Below are 18107 nucleotides of genomic sequence, written 5' to 3' on the forward strand. Positions count from 1 at the left end.
TGGAGCGACCCCACGTATCTGAGGACACGAGGACTCTCTTAAAATAAGGGATAGTCTTGTGCCTATCAGTAAGCCTAGTCATTACGTGGAAAGCATCGAAATTCTGACCGAGCCGGAGCGCCGTCGTCGGCGCACGGCGCAAGAAAAAATCGCCATCGTGCAGGAAACATTGGAGCCGGGAGCGTCGGTGTCGGCCGTTGCACGTCGGCACGGCGTCAACGCCAACCAAGTGTTCGGCTGGCGCAAGCAATACCAGGAAGGCAGTCTGGCGGCGGTGAAGGCAGGCGAAACCGTTGTGCCGGCATCTGAGCTGGCCGCCGCCATCAAGGAAATCAAGGAACTGCAACGGCTACTTGGGAAGAAGACGCTGGAGGTCGAAATCCTGAAAGAAGCCGTGGAATGGGGCCGTTCAAAAAACCTGATTGCGCGCTCGCCCTTGCTGCCGGGGGACGACCGATGAAGACGGTCTGCGAAGTTCTCGGCGTGGCGCGCTCTGCCGTGGCGGTGAAGCGAGCTCGCTCGTCCGACTGGCGCGATGGTCGCCGTGCCCGCGTGACCAACGATGCCGGGCTGGTCGAGGAGATTCAGGCCCATGTGGCGCACCTTCCCACCTACGGCTACCGCCGTGTCTGGGCGCTGCTGCGCCGCAGTCGGGAGCAGAGCGGTGCGCCGTGCATCAACGTCAAGCGCGTGTATCGGGTCATGCGGGAGCATCAGTTGCTGCTGCGCCGCCCTGGCGTGCGGCGAGATAAGCGGCGACATGACGGTCGCGTTGCGGTGGACCGCAGCAACACCCGCTGGTGCTCCGATGGCTTCGAGTTTCGGTGCGACGATGGTACGCCGCTGCGCGTGACGTTTGCGCTGGACTGCTGCGACCGCGAGGCGATTAGCTGGGCAGCAACGACCGGCGGGCATAGCGGTGATGTGGTGCGCGACGTGATGCTGGCCGCCGTCGAACAGCGCTTCGGCACCACGCAGGCCGCGCAGCCCATTGAATGGCTGACGGACAACGGCTCGGCCTACATCGACCACCGCACGCGCAGCTTCGCTCGCGAACTGGGTCTTGAGCCGCTGACCACACCGGTCCGTTCGCCGCAGAGCAATGGCATGGCGGAATCGTTCGTGAAGACCATGAAGGACAATTACGTCGCCTATATGGACAAGTCTGACGCACCAACAGCGCTCTCGCGTCTGGCTATCGCGTTTGAACACTACAATGAGCGCCACCCGCACAAAGCCTTGAAATACCGCTCGCCTCGCGAGTTCAGGCGTAATGCGGTGTCATCAACCTAACGGTGTCCGCGTGTCCTGAGTTACAGGGGCAACTCCATTGCTATCGAGGCAGCTTTGTCCGGCGCAGTTTGCCAGTTTGTTCTAACCGATGATGCCGGCGCGGGCAATCGCGCCGGCATTGCGCTGACAGCAAAGGCGGGTAGGGCAGGCGCTTAAGCAGATGACCATGGCCGGAAGACTACTTAAAATGGCGCACGGCAAAGTATAATTTTTTTGTTTTTGAATTCAAGAGATACCCACCATGAACTCTTTGAAAAGAGCCGCTCTGGCCAAGTCCATCAAAATTAAAGCTAACGCAGACGTACCGCTGGCGGCCATCTTTTGCAATGCTCCATTGCGCCAACGTCGGGTTAAATGATGTTGGTTTAATTCCGTTGTTATTTCCAATGGATATGGCTCTGGAAAATTGATAAAGTTTTCCAGAATAGATCAATGCTTGCTCAGACTTTCCCTCGGCGTAACCAACATCAGTACCTTCGTATTTGAAGAGGTAGCTTGCGTTGAATTCGTCTGCGTAGTCATCCTCTTGTAGAACCTCGCCCACATTGATGTTCTGAATGGTAACGGAGGGTATAACTGCCCGCGCTAGAAGACAACTTTTAACCAAACTTTCACCTGGTGGGGCAGCCCATCCGATACTGGTGACGATCATGATCGATGTGGCGAAAATAATCTTCTTCATCGGTATTCGCTCCCGCGCGTAACGTCTAGGTACTGCTGATTGTACCTCCAGAAAATTGTGCCGCCGATGCCTGCGGTTGAGTCGTAAACGTGATCGTAACGTCCAGTCTCCACTTTTTCTGTTTCCACTTTTTTCGTCTTTTTATTCTTCTTTTTTGTAATTTTATACAAAATTACGACCTTTGTTGAGTCCTTGATGTCGTATATGTTGTGACTCGGGTCAGTGATTTTTACTCCGTGTCTCACTTTAAAGTGGCGGTCGTAATTTGTTTTGATGTCGGCGCCATCCCAGAAATAAGCGCCATTCGATTTATCTGGGCCGCCCGCAAGTGCGTTGCGTGCGGCGTTGATTGCGGCCTGCATGGCGGGATTCTTCTCGATTTGATCGTCCGTTGCCTTCATCATGTTGTTATAGCGAGCATTGCCATCGCCAACGACGAATGAGAAGGTTGGATCGTTTTTTGTAAACGTGGCCATGTCGGAATAGCCACGGGCATCGCGTTGTCGAACAAGCACGCTTGCGATAGCCATCATTTCATCAGAATTGTTCTGCAATGATGCTTCTCCGTATGCCATCGCTGCGAGTTGCTTCGTCTGGGCATCAATAGGCTGAGCTGCCGCTGGTGCACTCGCGGCAGCTGCCGCACTGGCAGGTGATGCGGCACTGGCAGGCGATGCGGCACTGGCAGGCGACGCGGCACTGGCAGGTGCCGCAGGGCTGGCAGGTGCTGTAGGGCTGGTAGGTGGCTGTGTGCCCGAAGGATTGGAGCTGCTCATTTGCTTTTCCTTGCTGAATCTCCAGCAATCCACGTGACTAGTTTCAGAGAAGATTGCCCTGAAACGCTCACCGTTTCGCCAGAGGAATATTGTCCTTTTTTCGTATGGAGATCGTCATCACTGAACAAGTCATAGTGATATCCTTCGACCGGCGTGATTCCGTTCTCCAATAGCACGAAGCTCTGTTCGACAATCTCCTCATCAGAAGAAATTGGAGAGAATATTGGTAGCGTATAGCTCATGCTCGCAGGGCCGCTAAACGAGTGCTGACTGCCCTTGATATCGACCTTCCCCGGTGCGTGAATTTCGATATCGCCATCCTTGATTCGGATATATGCACCACCGGATGTCAGCAGAATTTCCTCTTTCGCTACTCCCTCAATCGTCGCCGTCGCCGATAACACCTTCACCGTCTTCTGCGCGACTAGCTCAATGTTGTCATCCTGCGCGTTTACCTCCACCTTCCCCTTCGCTGCAAACAGTTTCATTCCTGCGTTCTGCACAAACAGGCTGATTTTCTCCGCGACGCTCGCAACTAGCGACTTCCCGCTGGCAACGAACACGCTTTGCCCACTAACGATATTGGTATGCTGATCGCTCGACACATGCACCGATTGCTGAGTAGACAATGCAATACCGGACGGGCTCGCAATCAGCATGAGGGGCTCCCGAAACCCGTTCGCACTGCCCGTGCCACCACCTGCTGTCCTGCCTCCCGCATGCGAGCCATGTACACGGTCTTGTGTCGCATCGGTAAATTTCTTTAGAGCACCGTGCCCCTCTGCCAGACTTTCTGCTTGATGCATCTGGCTTGCCTGTGACATCGCTTCGATCGCGCTTTCTGCGTTCACGAGTTGCTGTTGCGCCTCGCGGACGTCAAGCTGCAGGCTGTTTGCATGCTTCTGATGCGTCGTAACGTACAGCCCCTGTGCAGCGCGTACGGCACCGTATGAATCGGTTCTCAAATCGAAGCCGCTCCCAAGATATGAGCCGCGTGAGTTGCCGTTCTGGTCGATCAGATATCCCAGGTGCAGCAAGCTATTTCCCGTACTGCTGAACAATTTGGCGCGATTTTGCCCCGTTGCATCGTCAAGGACCATTTCGTTATAACCGCTCCCCGAATACTCCTTCGAACGGTAGCCAGACATGATGCCGTTGCTATGCCATTGCGGCTGAACGCTACCGTTGTAGACACGATGCAGAACGATAGGCCTATCACAATCTCCGCCTATGTAGCCCACTAGGACTTCCTCACCGACTCTCGGAACGTGCACGCTTCCGTAGCCACTGCCGGTGTCTGACTGCGCGACTCTCACCCAGCACGAGGCATTTGCGTTACCCGAGTTCTGTCGATCCCAAACGAACATGACCTTTACGCGGTTCAGTGCGTCCGTGTACACCTCTTCGCTCTGCGGCCCAACGACGATTGCCGTCTCTAACTCCATCGCTGGCTTCTTGTGCTCGAACGGGCTCCTATACGGAACCGTCACGCGCTGCGCCTCGACCTCGACCAGATAAAAACCAGCCGAGCCGTCTTCGTGAGTGACGACCTCTCCCGTTTGTTCGACCTTCGCCTGTGCTAGTTCGCTCTGCAAGCTATACGGAAAGTTCGCTTCGTGATTCGATAACGGCAGGTTGTTCTCAATGTACCGACGCACTTTGATCGCAGCGAATTCTCGCTGCCCGGCTTGATCATGATCGTGCTCAGGATGGCCAGTCAGCATGAACCGACGGCCGGCATCGATAGCCCGAACACCTCCGATACCAAGGAATCGCTTTGCCCTCGACTCCCATTCTTCTAGGTGAATCTTCGAAAGATGCTCACCGCGATCCTGGTTCAAATACGTGTAGGCACCGGTATATTCGTAGACTTCAGTCTGCTCCGGCAAATTTCCTTGACCGGCCATCGTTGGCAACGTCGTACCTTTCGGATTGACCGGAGAGGACGGCGCCTTATAGTCGAACGTGCGCGTTGTGTACACGGTACTCTGCAACGTCCGCGACCCCGCCCATTGCGTAAACGCGCCCGTTTCGCTACTTGTGCCCGATCTGGAGAATCCGACTTGTTTGGGCAAGACCTCATCAAGCGAGTAAATGTCATCGGTCACGACGAACCTATGCGACTTCCCCTCGTTGTCCTGACGCCAAAAGCCGAACAAGCCTTCTTCTTCCATCAATCGATGGACAAAATTCCAGTCCGTCTCACTCTGACGGCAGTACGAGCGCGAGGGGAGCGTCTTCAGCAAGGCGAATTCGAATTGCCCTCGCGCTTGTGGATGCGCATTGAATACATCGGTGAGGATGGCGTCAACGCTCTTGTCCTGCCAGTACCGCATATCGCTGCGGAACTTTAGGAAATGCATCCATGAAGCGAAAGCCAATTGGTAACTTGAAAGGCTTCCGTCAGCACCAAGCCTACGAGCTGTATGGATGTATCCGCTGATCGGCAGATACGACTTGTTCGCTTGCTGCACCCAAAGCGTCATCGGCTGAGCGATCAACGTTTTGAGTTCAATATCGCCTGCTGTCGATACCATGTCGAGCGTGACACTGAAGTCACGGCCAAGCTCGGAATAAGTCACGGCTCGGCGCGGAACAAGCGCGTTCTCCGGCAGCGATGGGATGCTCGTCTTGAGCAGGCGATCTTGCTGGATCAGGCCGCCACGAATCGCCTGAGCCACTTCGGTCATGTTCATGCGTTATCCATCTTCTTGTATTTTGCAGACCAGCGACGGCCCGCGCTCTCACGGGGACGGCTCCCCGGCAATGTCGCTGCGATTTTAGCAGCGTCGCTCGGTCATAAACGAAGAAGCAGTGGGATGTCGTGGGCAAAGCTCCCCGAGTTTGCGACCTATCCGAAAACTGTGCCAAGGCGGCGACACTCCTTTGGTCGGAGTACGTTGAAGCCGCTTGCGGAAATTGCGCCGATATCCAGCGGATCAGAAATTGTCATCCCCCCCCCCCCAAAAAAAGGCCGGCGTAGGGCTTAGCGTAGAGACCAACGATTTTTCATGACGTCATCTGTGATCGATCGTCATCGACATGTCGGCGGCATTCCTGTGAACGTAAGACGAGAGGAGCCGCTAGTGTAAGGCAGCCCGCGCGCGCGCCCGGTTGCGGCGCATCGTGCTGCCGTGCCGCATTGGTCGTCGGAATCGGCCAAGGCATGACGCACACCGCACACCGCATCCCGGTGGTGCGCGCATTTTGAACTAGGCTATATGAACGCGCGGAACCCGGGCATGTGCCATGCCTGCACTCCGCGCGCGGACGATCGCGCGTCGCGCGCAAGCCGCGGCGCGGGCGTCGTGACGATTCCCATTTGACGGAGACGAACATGTCGATTCGACTAGGCGAGGACGCGCCCGATTTCACCGCGGAGACCACCGAGGGAACGATCCGCTTTCATGAATGGATCGGCGACCATTGGGCGATCCTGTTTTCCCATCCGAAGGATTTCACGCCGGTATGCACGACCGAACTCGGCTACATGGCCGGGCTCAAGCCGGAATTCGACAAGCGCAACACGAAGATCATCGGGCTGTCGATCGATCCGGTCAGCGATCACCGGAAGTGGGTGGCGGATATCGCCGAGACGCAGGGTCACGCGGTCAACTATCCGCTGATCGGCGACGACGAGCTGAAGGTCGCGAAGCTGTACGACATGATTCATCCGAACGCGAGCGGCGGCCCGCGCACGGCGGTCGACAACGCGACCGTGCGCTCGGTGTTCGTCATCGGGCCGGACAAGAAGGTCAAGGCGATGCTCGTTTATCCGATGAGCGCGGGACGCAATTTCGACGAGGTGCTGCGCCTGCTCGACGCGTTGCAGCTCAACGCGCAGCATACGGTGGCGACGCCGGTCAACTGGCGGCCCGGCGACGATGTCATCATTCCGACGTCGGTGTCGGACGATGCGGCGAAGCAGAAATATCCTCAGGGCTTCCGGACGCTGAAGCCGTACCTGCGTTACGTGACGCAGCCGGGCTGACGCGCCGTGCCGGCCGGATGCCGGCAGTGCAGGACCACGACGGGGCGGCCCGCGCGGCGGCCGCGGCGACAGCGGCGGCGCGGGCCGGACAATGCGCATCAACCAGCGACGGAGCGATTTCGCGATGATCTTCCGGCAACTCTTCGACCCGCAATCGTCGACGTATACGTACCTGCTCGCCGACCGCGCGTCGCGCGAAGCGCTGCTGATCGATCCGGTGTTCGAGCAGGTGCGCCGCGACGCGGCGCTGCTCGACGAGCTCGGGCTGCGGCTCGTCGCGACCGTCGACACGCACGTGCATGCCGATCACGTGACGGGCGCGTGGCTGCTGAAGCAGCGCACGGGCAGCACGATCGCGATCTCGGCCGCGAGCGGCGCGCAGGGCGCCGATCGTTACCTGAACGACGACGACCGCTGTGCGTTCGGCGCGCGCTACCTGACCGTGCGCGCGACGCCCGGCCACACGAGCGGCTGCATCAGCCTCGTGCTCGACGACGAATCGATGGCGTTCACCGGCGATTGCCTGCTGATCCGCGGCACCGGCCGCACCGACTTCCAGCAGGGCGACCCGCGCGCGCTGTATCGCGCGGTGCACGGCCGGCTTTTCACGCTGCCGGCCGCGTGCCTGCTGTATCCGGCGCACGACTATCGCGGGCTCACGGTGACGAGCGTCGGCGAGGAGCGGCGCTTCAATCCGCGCCTCGGCGGCGATCTGAGCGAAGACGATTTCGCGGGCTACATGCGCAACCTCGGGCTCGCGCACCCGCGCCAGATCGATGTCGCGGTGCCGGCGAATCTGCAATGCGGCGTCGCCGCGAACGCGCCCGATGCGCAGGCGGCACCCGACTGGGCGCCGCTCGTCTATACGTTCGCCGGGTTCTGGGAAATCGATCCGCAATGGCTCGAGGATCATTTGCAGGCGGTGCAGGTGGTCGACGTGCGCGAGCCGGACGAATTCACGGGCCCGCTCGGTCACCTGCCCGGCGCGATGCCGATTCCGCTCGGCGAACTGGCCGCGCGTGCCGGCGAGATCGCGCGCGACCGGCCGGTCGTGACCGTGTGCCGGGCCGGCGGGCGATCCGCGCAGGCGACCGTGATCCTGCTGAAAGCCGGCTTCGACACGGTTGCCAATCTCGGCGGCGGGATGCTGCGCTGGCGTGCCGAGGGGCGCGTCGTGATGGACGGCCGGTCGTAACGGCACAAGTCGCACGACAAAAAATTCCGGACCGCTGTCGAAACGGCCGGGTGCCGTTCGTCGTCAAGGTATCCGATCACGTGGCGCCGCACGACGCGGCGCCGAAACCCGGAGAGACCGCACGATGATACCGACGCTTTACGCCCATCCCTTTTCGTCCTACTGCCAGAAGGTGCTGACCGCGCTGTACGAGAACGGCACGCCGTTCGCGTATCGCGTGCTCGCGCACGACGATCCGAAGCCGATGCAGGAACTGGCCGCGCTGTGGCCGCTGAAGCGCTTTCCGGTGCTGGTCGATGCCGGCCGCACCGTGATCGAGGCGTCCATCATCATCGAGTACCTCGGCCTGAACCATCCGGGCCCCGTGCGGCTGCTGCCCGACGATCCGCACGCGGCGCTCGAGGTGCGCACGATGGATCGTTTCTTCGACAACTACGTGTCGACGCCGCAGCAGAAGGTCGTGTTCGACGCGCTGCGGCCGGAAGCCGAGCGCGATGCGCGCGGTGTCGCCGATGCGCGCGCGATGCTCGACACGTCGTATGCGTGGCTGGACAGGAAGATGGCCGATCGCGAATGGGCGGCCGGCGACCGCTTCAGCCTCGCCGACTGCGGCGCGGCGCCGTTCCTGTTCTATGCGGACTGGACGCACCGGATCGATCCGTCGTTCGCGAACGTGATCGCGTATCGCAAGCGTCTGCTGGCGCGGCCGTCGTTTGCGCGCGCGGTCGACGAGGCGCGGCCGTATCGCCCGTTCTTTCCGCTGGGCGCGCCCGATCGCGACTGAACGGCGCGGGCGTTGCGCGGCGCGCCGACGCCGCGCATGGCCGGCAGCGCGTGCCGGGGCGACGGAACGAAAGCAGCGGCAGCATCGCGGCGTCCCCCGTTACATCGTGCGGGTGGCCGACTGCGCGAGCGTCAGCAGTTCGTCGAACTGCGTGATCAGCTCGAAGCACAGCAGGAACGCGAGCGTATAGGCCGGCGCGGGGAAGCGCCGGATCGTCGCCAGCACCTGCGGCGCGAAGCGCGAGCGGATCGCGTCGCGCGTCAGCAGCCACGCGATCGCGATGCCGATCGCGGCGCCGGCGATCAGGTCGGTCGGGTAGTGGAAGCCGAGATAGGCACGCGGTACGCAGATGAACACGACCGCATACAGCAGCGCGAGCACGCCGACGCGGCGCGCGATGATGAAGATGCCGGTGGCGATCGCCATCCACAGCATCGCGTGATCGCTGGGAAACGAACTCCATGCCTGCAGCGTGGCCGCGCGCAGGCCTGCCGACGGGAAGTGCAGGTGCAGTTCGGGGTTGTAGATCGGCCGCACGCGGAACGGCAGCACCTGGGCGAGCAGCCGGCCGAACGCGAGCGCAATGAGCCCGCTCGCGATCGTCGCGACGACCAGCTCGCGTTGCCGCTCGCGGTTCGGGCCCGGCTGGAACCACAGCCAGCACAGCACGGGAATGAGCACGAAGCCCTTGAACGTGTACAAGCCCGCGATCACGCGGATCGCGTGATTCATCAGCGGTCCGAACGTGATGTGGGTGAGGAAGGTCTGGATCGTGGTATCGAAATTGTTCATGTCGTGCGATCCCGGCGGACGCCCGATGCATCGCGCGCGGCCGGCCGGATCTGGAAGCGCGCTCGCACCGGAGCGCAACGGGGGGCAAGTATGTCACCCGTTATTTCGAAGAAAATGCGAAAAAATACCGGGAATCCCCTGATGAAACGGGGCTTTGCGATGGGGCCGGATGGGCGGGCGCCGTGTGGCGGGGGGATCGGAATCGTCCGATATTTCCGCGTCGATGCGCGCGACCATCGGAAAAATAATCGGTAGAACTGGACAGTCGCGCGGGCCGGTGTGGATCTTGCACCGGATGAGCGGTTCTCGCGCCGGATGCGCGCGAATCTGTCGGGTCGCGCGGCGTCATGCGTGCGCCGATCGAAAATAAAAGAAAAGGCGGGCAAGCCCTGTGGGGCTGCCCGCCACGTGCGTGCGGTGCGGAAATTCGGCGGCGCCGGATTCGTGCCGCGAGCGCCGGGCGGCCGCGGCGCCGTCAGCCGCGCCGGATGCCTTCGGGCAGTGCGCTGATGCGGCGCACTTCGGGCGAATCGAGCCATGCGCGCGACGTCGCGCAGTCGGCGAACATGTCGGTCGCATCCTCGCCCCAGAACAGGTCGCCGTCGAGTTCGAAGGTCGGCACGCCGAATACGCCGTGCGCGATCGCATCGTCGGTGTTCGCGCGCAGCGCGTCCTTGACCGGCTGGGCTTCGACGGCCGTCACGCCTTCCGGGAAGCCGACGGCTTCGCACAGTGCGGCGAAGCCTTCCGGCGTCGACACGTCCCGGCCGTCGCGCCAGATATGCCGGAAGATCCGGCGGATCGCGTCGGGCGAACTGCCCATCGCGATCGCGAGACGCAGCGGCCTGATCGGATTGAACGGGTGCGCGGGCGGCATCCGGAACGCAATGCCGAGCTTGTCCGCGCGATATTGCGCGTGGCGATAGGTGAAGACGCGTTTCGCCGCGATCTCGGCCGGCGCTTTCTGGCCCCAGTGTGAGAGCAGTGCGCCGAGCACGATGGGCCGCGGCTCGAACGCGGCGGCGGCCGGCAACCGGTCGAACTGTTCCTGCTGCAGGTAGGCGAATGGCGACACGAAATCGAAATACCAGATGGCGGTGCGCGCGGCGTTCATGGTGGCTGCCCTCATGGGTGTCCGGTTGGCGGTGGCATGCGCGGCACGCCCGCAGGCGGCGCGCGATGCATGCATCGGCGGCCAGTGTCGCACGCGGCTGCCCTTTGCGTTGTTGCTGTAGCGCTGTTGCGTGGCGGTGCGCGCGCCGCCGGTCATGACGCCGTGTCGTCGTGGCCTGCTGCCGGCGCGAACTGCGCGAGGCTGTCACGTACGGCCGCCGCGTCGTAGCGTGCGCCTGCGCCGCCGAGCGCCACGGTCGCCTTCTGCGCGAGCGGCAGCAGCAGCGCGAGCGCTGCCGCCATGGCCGGTGCGGCGGCGAGCCGCGATTTCGGGCCCGATACGGTCAGCGCGCCGACACACTCGCCGGCCGCACCGAACACGGGTACGGACGCCGAAGCCGTCTCGGGGTCGCGCTCGCCGTACGACGCGGCCCAGAGTCGTTCGCGCACATCGTGCCATTGCGCATCCTGCGTGTCGGTGAACGCCAGCAGCACTTTCCCGGACGCGCCCTGGCGAACCGGAAATTCCTCGCCGACACGAATCGACACGCGCACCGCGCGGGCGGGCTCGACCCGGTACAGCACCGAGCGCATGTCGCCCTGGCGCACGTAGAACGATGCCGTTTCGCCGAGTTCGCGGCTGAGCGTTTCGAGCAGCGGCTCGACCACCGGGCCGACCCGGAACGAACGCTGGTACAGCGCGGCGAGCCGCAGCGGCTCGTGCCCGATCGCGTACTGGCCGTCGTCGAGCTTGCGCATGAAGCCACCATGCTCGAGCGCGGCGAGCAGGCGCAGGATCGTGCTCTTGTACAGCCCGGTGCGGCGCGACAGCTCCGCGAGCGACAGCCGGTCGTCGGTCTGCCCGAAGGCGCGGAGGATCGCGAACGCGCGATCGAGGACGGCGACGCCGCTGGACGCTTCTTCGGCCGGCGAATCGGGCTCGCTGCCGGCGTGATCGGTGTGAGTCGTAGGCACTGCCTGCTTCCTTCAGAGGATGATCGGTCGACTATATCGTTCTGTCTGGCAGAACTCAAGTTCCAGAAAATCGCAATTTCACGGGTATACCCCGCTTACAGCGCGTTCGACGCACGCTTAGAGTTCTATCTAACAGAACGATGTTCTTTCAGATGGAACGATGGAGTATCAAATGAGCGTTTCCGAATATCCGAAGGTGCTGGTCAGCGAGGTCGGGCCGCGCGACGGCCTGCAGAGCATCCGGGCCGTGATGCCGACGGCCGGCAAGCTGCGCTGGATCACGGCGCTGGCCGCGGCCGGCTTGCGCGAGATCGAGGTCGGGTCGTTCGTGCCGGCGAGGCTGTTGCCGCAGATGGCCGACGTGCGTGAGGTCGTCGCGCATGCGCTGGCGATTCCCGGGCTGCATGTCGCCGCGCTCGCGCCGAACCTGCGCGGCGCCGAGGGCGCATTCGAAGCAGGCGTGCACAAGCTGACGCTGCCGGTATCGGTGACGGAGGCGCATTCGCTGGCGAATATCCGCAAGACGCCCGCGCAGATGATCGACGAGGTGCGCGCGATCGTCGCGCTGCGCGATGCGCGGTTCCCGTCGGTGCAGATCGAGGCGGGCGTGTCGGTCGCGTTCGGCTGCACGATCGCGGGCGCCGTCAGCGACGACGAGACGATCGCGATGGCGGTGGCGATGGCCGAATGCGGGGTCGACGAGATCGGGCTGTCCGACACGAGCGGCTATGCGAACCCGGCGCAGGTGCGCCGGCTGTTTGCCCGGCTGCGCCGGGAAGTCGGCGACAAGGCGGGCGGCGCGCATTTCCACAATACGCGCGGGCAGGGGCTCGCCAACGTCGTCGCGGCGCTCGACGCGGGCGTGACGACGATCGATGCGAGCCAGGGCGGCCTCGGCGGTTGCCCGTATGCGCCGGGTGCGACCGGCAACATCGTCACCGAGGATCTCGTGTTCCTGCTCGAATCGTCGGGATTCGACACGGGTATCGACGTCGACGCCCTGCTCGCCGCGCGCGCGATCCTGCACGCGGCGCTGCCGGCCGAGGCGTTGTACGGCCATGTGCCGGACGCCGGTTTGCCGAAGGGCTTCCGTTACGCGGACGGCCGTTCTCCAGCCGCGCCGCAACCGGAAGGATGCCTGGCGGGAGTCGCGCAATGAACGGCCGCCAACCCGCTTCGATGCTGCCGTACGCCGGCGTCCGCGTGATCGAGATGACGCACATGGTGATGGGCCCGACCTGCGGGATGCTGCTCGCGGATCTCGGCGCGGAAGTCATCAAGATCGAACCGATCGCCGGCGACAGCACGCGCGCGCTGCGCGGTTCGGGCGCGGGATTCTTCGGGATGTTCAACCGCAACAAGAAAAGCCTCGCGGTCGACGTGAAGGATCCGCGCGGGCTCGAGATCGTGCTGCGGCTCGTCGCGACGGCGGACGTGTTCAGCGAGAACTTCAAGAGCGGCACGATGGACCGGCTCGGCCTCGGTTATCCGGCGCTGCACTCGCTGAATCCGCGCATCGTGTACGTGTCGCACAAGGGTTTCCTGCCGGGGCCGTACGAGCATCGCACCGCGCTCGACGAGGTGGTGCAGATGATGGGCGGCCTCGCGTACATGACCGGCCCGGAGGGGCGGCCGCTGCGCGCGGGCGCGAGCGTGAACGACATCATGGGCGGCATGTTCGGCGCGATCGGCGCGATGGCCGCGCTCGCGCAGCGCGAGCGCACCGGGCGCGGCCAGCAGGTGCAGAGTTCGCTGTTCGAAAACAACGTGTTCCTCGTGGCGCAGCACATGATGCAGTTCGCGGTGACGGGGCAGGCCGCATCGCCGATGCCGAGCCGGATTTCCGCGTGGGCCGTCTACGACGTGTTCTCCGTGAAGGACGGCGAGCAGATCTTTCTCGCGGTCGTGTCGGATACGCAGTGGGCGCTGTTCTGCGATGCGTTCGGGCTGGCTGCGCTGAAGGACGATGCGCGCCTCGCGACCAACAACCTGCGCGTGCAGGCGCGCGAGTGGCTGCTGCCCGAACTGCGCGCGCGGCTCGCGCCGCATTCGGCCGCGGAAATCGGCGCGATCTTCGAGTCGATCGGCCTGCCGTATGCACCGATCACCAAGCCGCAGGACCTGTTCGACGATCCGCACCTGCTGGCGACGGGTGGCCTCGCGGACGTGACTTTGCCGGCCGATGCGAGCAGCGCCGGGCGGCCGGTCGACACGCGCACCGCGCTGCTGCCGCTCACGCTCGCGGGCGAGCGCCTGCGGCTGCGCTCGGCGCCGCCGGCGCTCGGGCAAGACACGCGCGCGCTGCTTGGCGAACTCGGCTACACGCCGGACGAGGCGCGCGCGCTGATCGAAGCCGGCGTCGTGGCCGGGCGGCACGACGCGGACGGCGCGGCGGCGGGCGGCGCGCCGTCGCCGAACGAACTGGCGAGCGCGTAGCGCGGCCGCGATCCCCTGATCGAACAAAGGCGTCCCGACCGCGCCACGCGCGGGCGAGGATCGTCATCCCCACGGAGACAACCATGACATCCGCATTCCCGGCGCTGGCCGCCGATCGCGAGACCGATGCATCGATCGAGCAGCGGGCCGTGCGCAAGGCCGCATGGCGCTTCATCCCGCTGCTCGCGCTCGCGTATTTCTTCAATTACCTTGACCGCACGAGCGTCGGGTTCGCGGCGCTCACGATGAACCGCGATCTCGGGCTGACGGCGACGCAGTTCGGCTGGGGCGCGGGGATCATGTTCGCCGGCTACTGCGTGTTCGAGGTGCCGAGCAATCTCGCGCTGTACCGCTTCGGCGCGCGCCGCTGGCTCGCCCGCATCATGATCACGTGGGGCGTGATGGCGGCCGCGACCGCGCTTGCGACCGGGCCGACGAGTTTCTATGCGATCCGGTTGCTGCTCGGTATCGGGGAAGCCGGGTTCTTTCCGGGCGTGATCTTCTTTCTCGCCGTGTGGTTTCCGGCGAGCTACCGCACGCGGGTGCTGGCGTGGTTCACCGTGTCGACGCCGCTGTCGTCGCTGATCGGCGGGCCGCTGTCGACGTGGCTGCTGCAGCTCGACGGCGCGCTCGGGCTGGCCGGCTGGAAATGGATGTTCATCGTCGAAGGGCTGCCGGCGTGCGCGCTCGGTTTTCTCGTGCTGAAGCTGCTATCCGATTCGCCCGCGGATGCGGCGTGGCTGTCGAGCGACGAGCGTGCCGCGCTGCAGCGCGCGTTCGAGCGCGAAGGCGCGGCCGCCGGCCGCAAGAAGCGCTTCGGTGTCGCGCTGCGCGACGTGCGCGTGTACGTGCTCGCACTGATCTCGTTCGGTTTCACAATGGGTTCTTACGGGATCGGCATCTGGCTGCCGCAGATGCTCAAGGCGCACGGCATGTCGACGATGCAGACGGGCTGGCTGTCCGCGGTGCCGTACTTCTTCGCGACCGTCGCGCTGCTGTGGTGGGCGAAGCGCGTGGACCGTCGCGGCGGCCCGGTCGCGAACCTGGCGATCGGGCTGTTCATCGGCGCGGTGGCGCTCGGCGTCTCGACGCACTTCCTGACGCTCGGCCCCGCACTCGCCGGCATCACGCTGGCGCTGGTCGGCACGATCGCCGGCCGCACGATCTTCTACACGCTGCCCTCGCGCTTCCTGTCCGGCCAGGCGGCGGCCGGCGGGCTTGCGCTGATCAACTCGATCGGCGCGCTCGGCGGCTTCGCGGGCCCTTATCTCGTCGGCTACCTGAAGGACGGCTTCGGCACCTTTACCGCCGGCATGCTCGGCCTCGCGATCGTGCTCGCGATCACGACGCTGCTGACGCTGTCGCTGTATGCGTTCGACCGGAGCGAATGACATGGACACGACGCTTTCGATCAAGCGGCGCCGGCTGCTCGGCGCGGCCGCCGCATCGCTCGCGCTGCCCGCGTTCACCGAGACGCGCGCGGCGACCCAGGAGGGAGTTTCCCGCATGACGACGCAAAGCAACTATCTGGCGGTCCGCCCCGACTGGCTCGCGTCGGCGCTCGAACCCGTGCTCGAGCCCGACCTGCCGATCGTCGACGCGCATCATCATTTCTATGAGCGGCCGGGCTGGATCTACATGCTCGACGACTATCTGGAGGACGCGCGCTCAGGCCACAACCTCCAGGCGTCCGTCTACATGCAGGCGCAGACGCGCTATCGCGATGCGGGCCCGGTCGAACTGAAGCCGGCGGGCGAGACGGCCTACGTTGCCGGCGTGACCGAGCCGTTGCAGCAGCACGGCCGTCCGGCTGTCGCGAAAGGCATCGTCGGCCATGCGGACCTGCGTCTCGGCGAGCGCGTGCGCGAGGTGCTCGAAGCACATCTCGAAGCCGGACGCGGGCGGTTTCGCGGCGTTCGTCACCTGACGACCTGGGATGCCGATCCGACGCTCGCCAATCCGCTATCGGCGGTGCCGCGCGGCATGCTGCTCGATTCCGCGTACCGGGCGGGCGTCGCGCAACTCGCGCCGCTCGAGCTGTCGTACGACGCGTGGCTGTTCTTTCCCCAGCTACCTGAACTGTTCGAGCTTGCGAAGGCGAATCCCGATACGCGCATCATCGTCAATCACTGCGGCGGCGTCGTACGGATCGCGAGTTATGCCGACAAGCGGCCGGAGGTGTTCGAGCGCTGGTCGGCGTCGATGCGCGCGCTCGCACGGCTGCCGAACGTGTACGTGAAGGTCGGCGGGCTCGGGATGCGCATCAACGGCTTCGATTTCGAGAAAGGCGCGCGGCCGCCGTCTTCCGTGCAACTCGCCGACGCGTGGAAGCCGTGGATGATGACCTGCATCGACGCGTTCGGCCCCGAGCGCTGCATGTTCGAGAGCAATTTTCCGGTCGACAAGGGCTCGTATTCGTTCGTGAACGGCTGGAATGCGTTCAAGCGCCTGACGGCGCAGGCAAGCCCGGACGAGCGCGACGCGCTGTTCCGCGGCACGGTCACGCGGGCTTACCGGCTCGGCTGACGCGCGTCGCGACGACAGGCCCGGCGCTTGCTCACTCCGCTTCCACCAGCGCCGCCAGCCTCGCCAGCGCCATTTGCCAGCCGGTTTCGTTGTCGGCGACCGGCACGCCGGGCGGCACCCCGTCGTGCACGGCGTCCACGCGCGTGCCGCCCGCTTCGTCGGACAGCGTGATCGTGATCGTCATGGCGCCGCGCAGCATCGGATCGTCGGTTTCGAACACGTCGATCTCGACGATCTGCTCGTCCGGCACGAGCGTGACGAAGCGGCCGTGATAGGTATCGGTGCGCGCGGTGGTCTTGCCGGTGCCGGCCGACGGTGCGTCGTAGCTCAGCGACACGCGCAGCGCGCCGCCTTCGCGCGCGTCGTACGCATGCACGCGGCACGTCATGCCGTCGGGCACCTTCCATTGTTCGACTGCGTGCGGATCGAGCAGCGCGCGGTAGACGCGCCCGCGCGGGGCGTTCAGGTGCCGGCTGACCCGGGTCGAATGCGTGTGCGTGTGCAACATGTCGCCTCCCGCGGAGCGCGCGCGACGGTGCACGTCGGCGGCCGGCGTGTCGTCGCGCTTCCTTCAGGAATCCTAGGCGCGCACGAGGCGGCATGCAATGAGCGCGCACCCGGCCGCGCTCAGCGCAGCGCGGCCGCGAAGGCGTCGAGCTGCGTGATGCAGGTGTTCCAGCCCTCGAAGAAGCCGAGCGCTTCATGGCGCTCGCGCGTGGCGGCGTCCGGATGCATCACGCGCGCCTCGTAGCGGCTGCCCGCATCGTCGTCGGCCATCGTGATGACTGCCGTGAACCCCATCCACGGCACTTGCGGCCGCCAGCCGCCCGCGAGCATCGACGTGAACGCGATGCGCGATTCGGGCACGATTTCGAGGAAGCAGCCGGGGTTGTCGCTCGTGCCGCCGTCGGGGCCGCGCATGAACGTGTGGAAAGCGCCGCCCGGACGCAGGTCGAATGCGCGCACTTCGGTGGTCCACGGTTTCGGGCACCACCATTCCTTCAGCAGTTCGGGGTCGGTCCACGCACGCCACAGCGCGTGGCGCGGCGCGTGCAACGTGCGCGTGATGACGAGATCGTGGGCTTCAGCGGGGTCGACGGGGCTGGCTGACATCGTGCTCCTCCTGGTGACGGCGTTCGACGAATTCGACGAGACGATCGGATCGTGCTTCCCACAGCGCGCGCTGCGCGGCGAGCCATGCCTCGGCCTCGGCGAGCCGGCTGCCGACCAGTGTGCAGGTGCGCGAGCGGCCGGATTTCCGGGTGTGCACGAGGCCGCTGCGCTCGAGCACGGCCACGTGCTTCATGAACGACGGCAGCGCCATGTCGAACGGCTCGGCTAGTGCGGAGACAGTCCGCTCGCCCTGGCCGAGCGCGCCGACGATCGCGCAGCGCGTCGGATCGGCGAGGGCGTGGAAGACGTCGCTGATGCCGGGTTGAAAGTTAGCCATGTGGCTAAGTGTAGGCAATGCGAACGGCGATGCAACGGAAATTTTCGTCGCGTAGGATGATGGGGCGGTAACACGCGCCGACCGGGCGCGGTAT

At 64.3% G+C, this 18107-nt stretch carries 17 protein-coding genes; 8 read left to right on the plus strand and 9 right to left on the minus strand.

The window, feature by feature from the left end:
- Positions 1 to 94 precede the first annotated feature (94 nt).
- A protein-coding gene (locus tag ABY44_RS23935) for an IS3 family transposase (protein ID WP_166488176.1) occupies positions 95 to 1293 on the plus strand; the annotation gives its coding sequence in 2 pieces (ribosomal slippage) (positions 95 to 410 and positions 410 to 1293; 1200 coding nt in all).
- 178 nt (positions 1294 to 1471) lie between these two features.
- Here the strand turns inward: ABY44_RS23935 and ABY44_RS23940 are convergent.
- From ABY44_RS23940 to ABY44_RS23950, 3 genes are read right to left on the minus strand one after another with little or no spacing between them, the layout of a single operon-like run.
- Positions 1472 to 1975 (minus strand): hypothetical protein, encoded by a 504-nt coding sequence (locus tag ABY44_RS23940; protein ID WP_155637977.1) that lies wholly within the window; start codon positions 1973 to 1975, stop codon positions 1472 to 1474.
- On the minus strand, positions 1972 to 2751 hold the full coding sequence (locus tag ABY44_RS23945; protein WP_230948854.1) for a hypothetical protein: 780 nt from the start codon (positions 2749 to 2751) through the stop codon (positions 1972 to 1974). Before ABY44_RS23945 ends, ABY44_RS23940 begins: the two co-directional genes overlap by 4 nt.
- The gene (locus ABY44_RS23950; protein ID WP_081072781.1) at positions 2748 to 5447 is read right to left on the minus strand and encodes a type VI secretion system Vgr family protein; all 2700 of its coding nucleotides are present in this window, start codon (positions 5445 to 5447) and stop codon (positions 2748 to 2750) included. Before ABY44_RS23950 ends, ABY44_RS23945 begins: the two co-directional genes overlap by 4 nt.
- Positions 5448 to 6088: 641 nt before the next feature.
- Between ABY44_RS23950 and ABY44_RS23955 the strand changes: the two genes are divergently transcribed.
- The 3 genes from ABY44_RS23955 (at position 6089) to ABY44_RS23965 (ending at position 8721) form a co-directional block, all read left to right on the plus strand.
- On the plus strand, positions 6089 to 6742 hold the full coding sequence (locus tag ABY44_RS23955) for a peroxiredoxin (protein WP_027790373.1): 654 nt from the start codon (positions 6089 to 6091) through the stop codon (positions 6740 to 6742).
- Between the two features lie 124 nt (positions 6743 to 6866).
- On the plus strand, positions 6867 to 7937 hold the full coding sequence (locus ABY44_RS23960; RefSeq protein ID WP_060174111.1) for a rhodanese-like domain-containing protein: 1071 nt from the start codon (positions 6867 to 6869) through the stop codon (positions 7935 to 7937).
- 124 nt (positions 7938 to 8061) lie between these two features.
- On the plus strand, positions 8062 to 8721 hold the full coding sequence (locus tag ABY44_RS23965; protein WP_021164299.1) for a glutathione S-transferase family protein: 660 nt from the start codon (positions 8062 to 8064) through the stop codon (positions 8719 to 8721).
- 99 nt (positions 8722 to 8820) lie between these two features.
- Here ABY44_RS23965 and ABY44_RS23970 read toward each other — a convergent pair whose 3' ends face one another.
- The 3 genes from ABY44_RS23970 to ABY44_RS23980 all read right to left on the minus strand — a co-directional run bounded on the left by ABY44_RS23970 (position 8821) and on the right by ABY44_RS23980 (position 11601).
- On the minus strand, positions 8821 to 9513 hold the full coding sequence (locus tag ABY44_RS23970; protein ID WP_021164300.1) for a phosphatase PAP2 family protein: 693 nt from the start codon (positions 9511 to 9513) through the stop codon (positions 8821 to 8823).
- A 475-nt stretch (positions 9514 to 9988) separates the two neighbouring features.
- The gene (locus ABY44_RS23975; RefSeq protein ID WP_060174110.1) at positions 9989 to 10627 is read right to left on the minus strand and encodes a 2-hydroxychromene-2-carboxylate isomerase; all 639 of its coding nucleotides are present in this window, start codon (positions 10625 to 10627) and stop codon (positions 9989 to 9991) included.
- A 152-nt stretch (positions 10628 to 10779) separates the two neighbouring features.
- Entirely contained in the window at positions 10780 to 11601 is an 822-nt protein-coding gene (locus ABY44_RS23980; protein WP_060174002.1) for an IclR family transcriptional regulator, read from the minus strand.
- Between the two features lie 172 nt (positions 11602 to 11773).
- Here ABY44_RS23980 and ABY44_RS23985 point away from each other — a divergent pair, with 172 nt between their 5' ends.
- The 4 genes from ABY44_RS23985 to ABY44_RS24000 all read left to right on the plus strand — a co-directional run bounded on the left by ABY44_RS23985 (position 11774) and on the right by ABY44_RS24000 (position 16563).
- On the plus strand, positions 11774 to 12760 hold the full coding sequence (locus tag ABY44_RS23985) for a hydroxymethylglutaryl-CoA lyase (protein ID WP_060174001.1): 987 nt from the start codon (positions 11774 to 11776) through the stop codon (positions 12758 to 12760).
- Positions 12757 to 14037: a CaiB/BaiF CoA transferase family protein gene (locus ABY44_RS23990; protein WP_059699830.1), complete on the plus strand. Its 1281-nt coding sequence runs from the start codon at positions 12757 to 12759 to the stop codon at positions 14035 to 14037. Before ABY44_RS23985 ends, ABY44_RS23990 begins: the two co-directional genes overlap by 4 nt.
- Before the next feature lie 83 nt (positions 14038 to 14120).
- On the plus strand, positions 14121 to 15428 hold the full coding sequence (locus ABY44_RS23995) for an MFS transporter (RefSeq protein WP_059699828.1): 1308 nt from the start codon (positions 14121 to 14123) through the stop codon (positions 15426 to 15428).
- A 1-nt stretch (position 15429) separates the two neighbouring features.
- On the plus strand, positions 15430 to 16563 hold the full coding sequence (locus tag ABY44_RS24000; RefSeq protein WP_060174000.1) for an amidohydrolase family protein: 1134 nt from the start codon (positions 15430 to 15432) through the stop codon (positions 16561 to 16563).
- Positions 16564 to 16594: 31 nt separating this feature from the next.
- Here the strand turns inward: ABY44_RS24000 and ABY44_RS24005 are convergent, their stop codons facing one another.
- The 3 genes from ABY44_RS24005 to ABY44_RS24015 all read right to left on the minus strand — a co-directional run bounded on the left by ABY44_RS24005 (position 16595) and on the right by ABY44_RS24015 (position 18013).
- Complete coding sequence (locus tag ABY44_RS24005; protein WP_027790383.1) at positions 16595 to 17071, minus strand: SRPBCC family protein; 477 nt, start codon at positions 17069 to 17071, stop codon at positions 16595 to 16597.
- A gap of 119 nt (positions 17072 to 17190) precedes the next feature.
- Positions 17191 to 17676 carry an SRPBCC family protein gene (locus ABY44_RS24010; protein ID WP_060173999.1) on the minus strand — a complete coding sequence of 162 codons (486 nt, stop codon included), beginning with the start codon at positions 17674 to 17676 and terminating at the stop codon, positions 17191 to 17193.
- A complete protein-coding gene (locus ABY44_RS24015) occupies positions 17648 to 18013 on the minus strand; it encodes an ArsR/SmtB family transcription factor (protein WP_060173998.1) in 366 nt (121 codons plus the stop codon). Before ABY44_RS24015 ends, ABY44_RS24010 begins: the two co-directional genes overlap by 29 nt.
- Positions 18014 to 18107 lie beyond the last annotated feature (94 nt).

The organism is Burkholderia sp. ZZQ-2 (assembly GCF_050768715.1).
Lineage (GTDB): Bacteria > Pseudomonadota > Gammaproteobacteria > Burkholderiales > Burkholderiaceae > Burkholderia > Burkholderia cepacia.

What these genes read in the sequence shown, in the direction of transcription:
- ABY44_RS23955 (WP_027790373.1), top strand. Translation starts at nt 6,089, where the DNA reads ATGTCGATTCGACTAGGCGAGGACGCGCCCGATTTCACCGCGGAGACC.
- ABY44_RS23985 (WP_060174001.1), top strand. Translation starts at nt 11,774, where the DNA reads ATGAGCGTTTCCGAATATCCGAAGGTGCTGGTCAGCGAGGTCGGGCCG.
- ABY44_RS23970 (WP_021164300.1), bottom strand. Translation starts at nt 9,513, where the DNA reads ATGAACAATTTCGATACCACGATCCAGACCTTCCTCACCCACATCACG.
- ABY44_RS23990 (WP_059699830.1), top strand. Translation starts at nt 12,757, where the DNA reads ATGAACGGCCGCCAACCCGCTTCGATGCTGCCGTACGCCGGCGTCCGC.
- ABY44_RS23995 (WP_059699828.1), top strand. Translation starts at nt 14,121, where the DNA reads ATGACATCCGCATTCCCGGCGCTGGCCGCCGATCGCGAGACCGATGCA.
- ABY44_RS24015 (WP_060173998.1), bottom strand. Translation starts at nt 18,013, where the DNA reads ATGGCTAACTTTCAACCCGGCATCAGCGACGTCTTCCACGCCCTCGCC.
- ABY44_RS23950 (WP_081072781.1), bottom strand. Translation starts at nt 5,447, where the DNA reads ATGAACATGACCGAAGTGGCTCAGGCGATTCGTGGCGGCCTGATCCAG.
- ABY44_RS23960 (WP_060174111.1), top strand. Translation starts at nt 6,867, where the DNA reads ATGATCTTCCGGCAACTCTTCGACCCGCAATCGTCGACGTATACGTAC.
- ABY44_RS23940 (WP_155637977.1), bottom strand. Translation starts at nt 1,975, where the DNA reads ATGAAGAAGATTATTTTCGCCACATCGATCATGATCGTCACCAGTATC.
- ABY44_RS24000 (WP_060174000.1), top strand. Translation starts at nt 15,430, where the DNA reads ATGGACACGACGCTTTCGATCAAGCGGCGCCGGCTGCTCGGCGCGGCC.
- ABY44_RS23945 (WP_230948854.1), bottom strand. Translation starts at nt 2,751, where the DNA reads ATGAGCAGCTCCAATCCTTCGGGCACACAGCCACCTACCAGCCCTACA.
- ABY44_RS23965 (WP_021164299.1), top strand. Translation starts at nt 8,062, where the DNA reads ATGATACCGACGCTTTACGCCCATCCCTTTTCGTCCTACTGCCAGAAG.
- ABY44_RS24005 (WP_027790383.1), bottom strand. Translation starts at nt 17,071, where the DNA reads ATGTTGCACACGCACACGCATTCGACCCGGGTCAGCCGGCACCTGAAC.
- ABY44_RS23975 (WP_060174110.1), bottom strand. Translation starts at nt 10,627, where the DNA reads ATGAACGCCGCGCGCACCGCCATCTGGTATTTCGATTTCGTGTCGCCA.
- ABY44_RS24010 (WP_060173999.1), bottom strand. Translation starts at nt 17,676, where the DNA reads ATGTCAGCCAGCCCCGTCGACCCCGCTGAAGCCCACGATCTCGTCATC.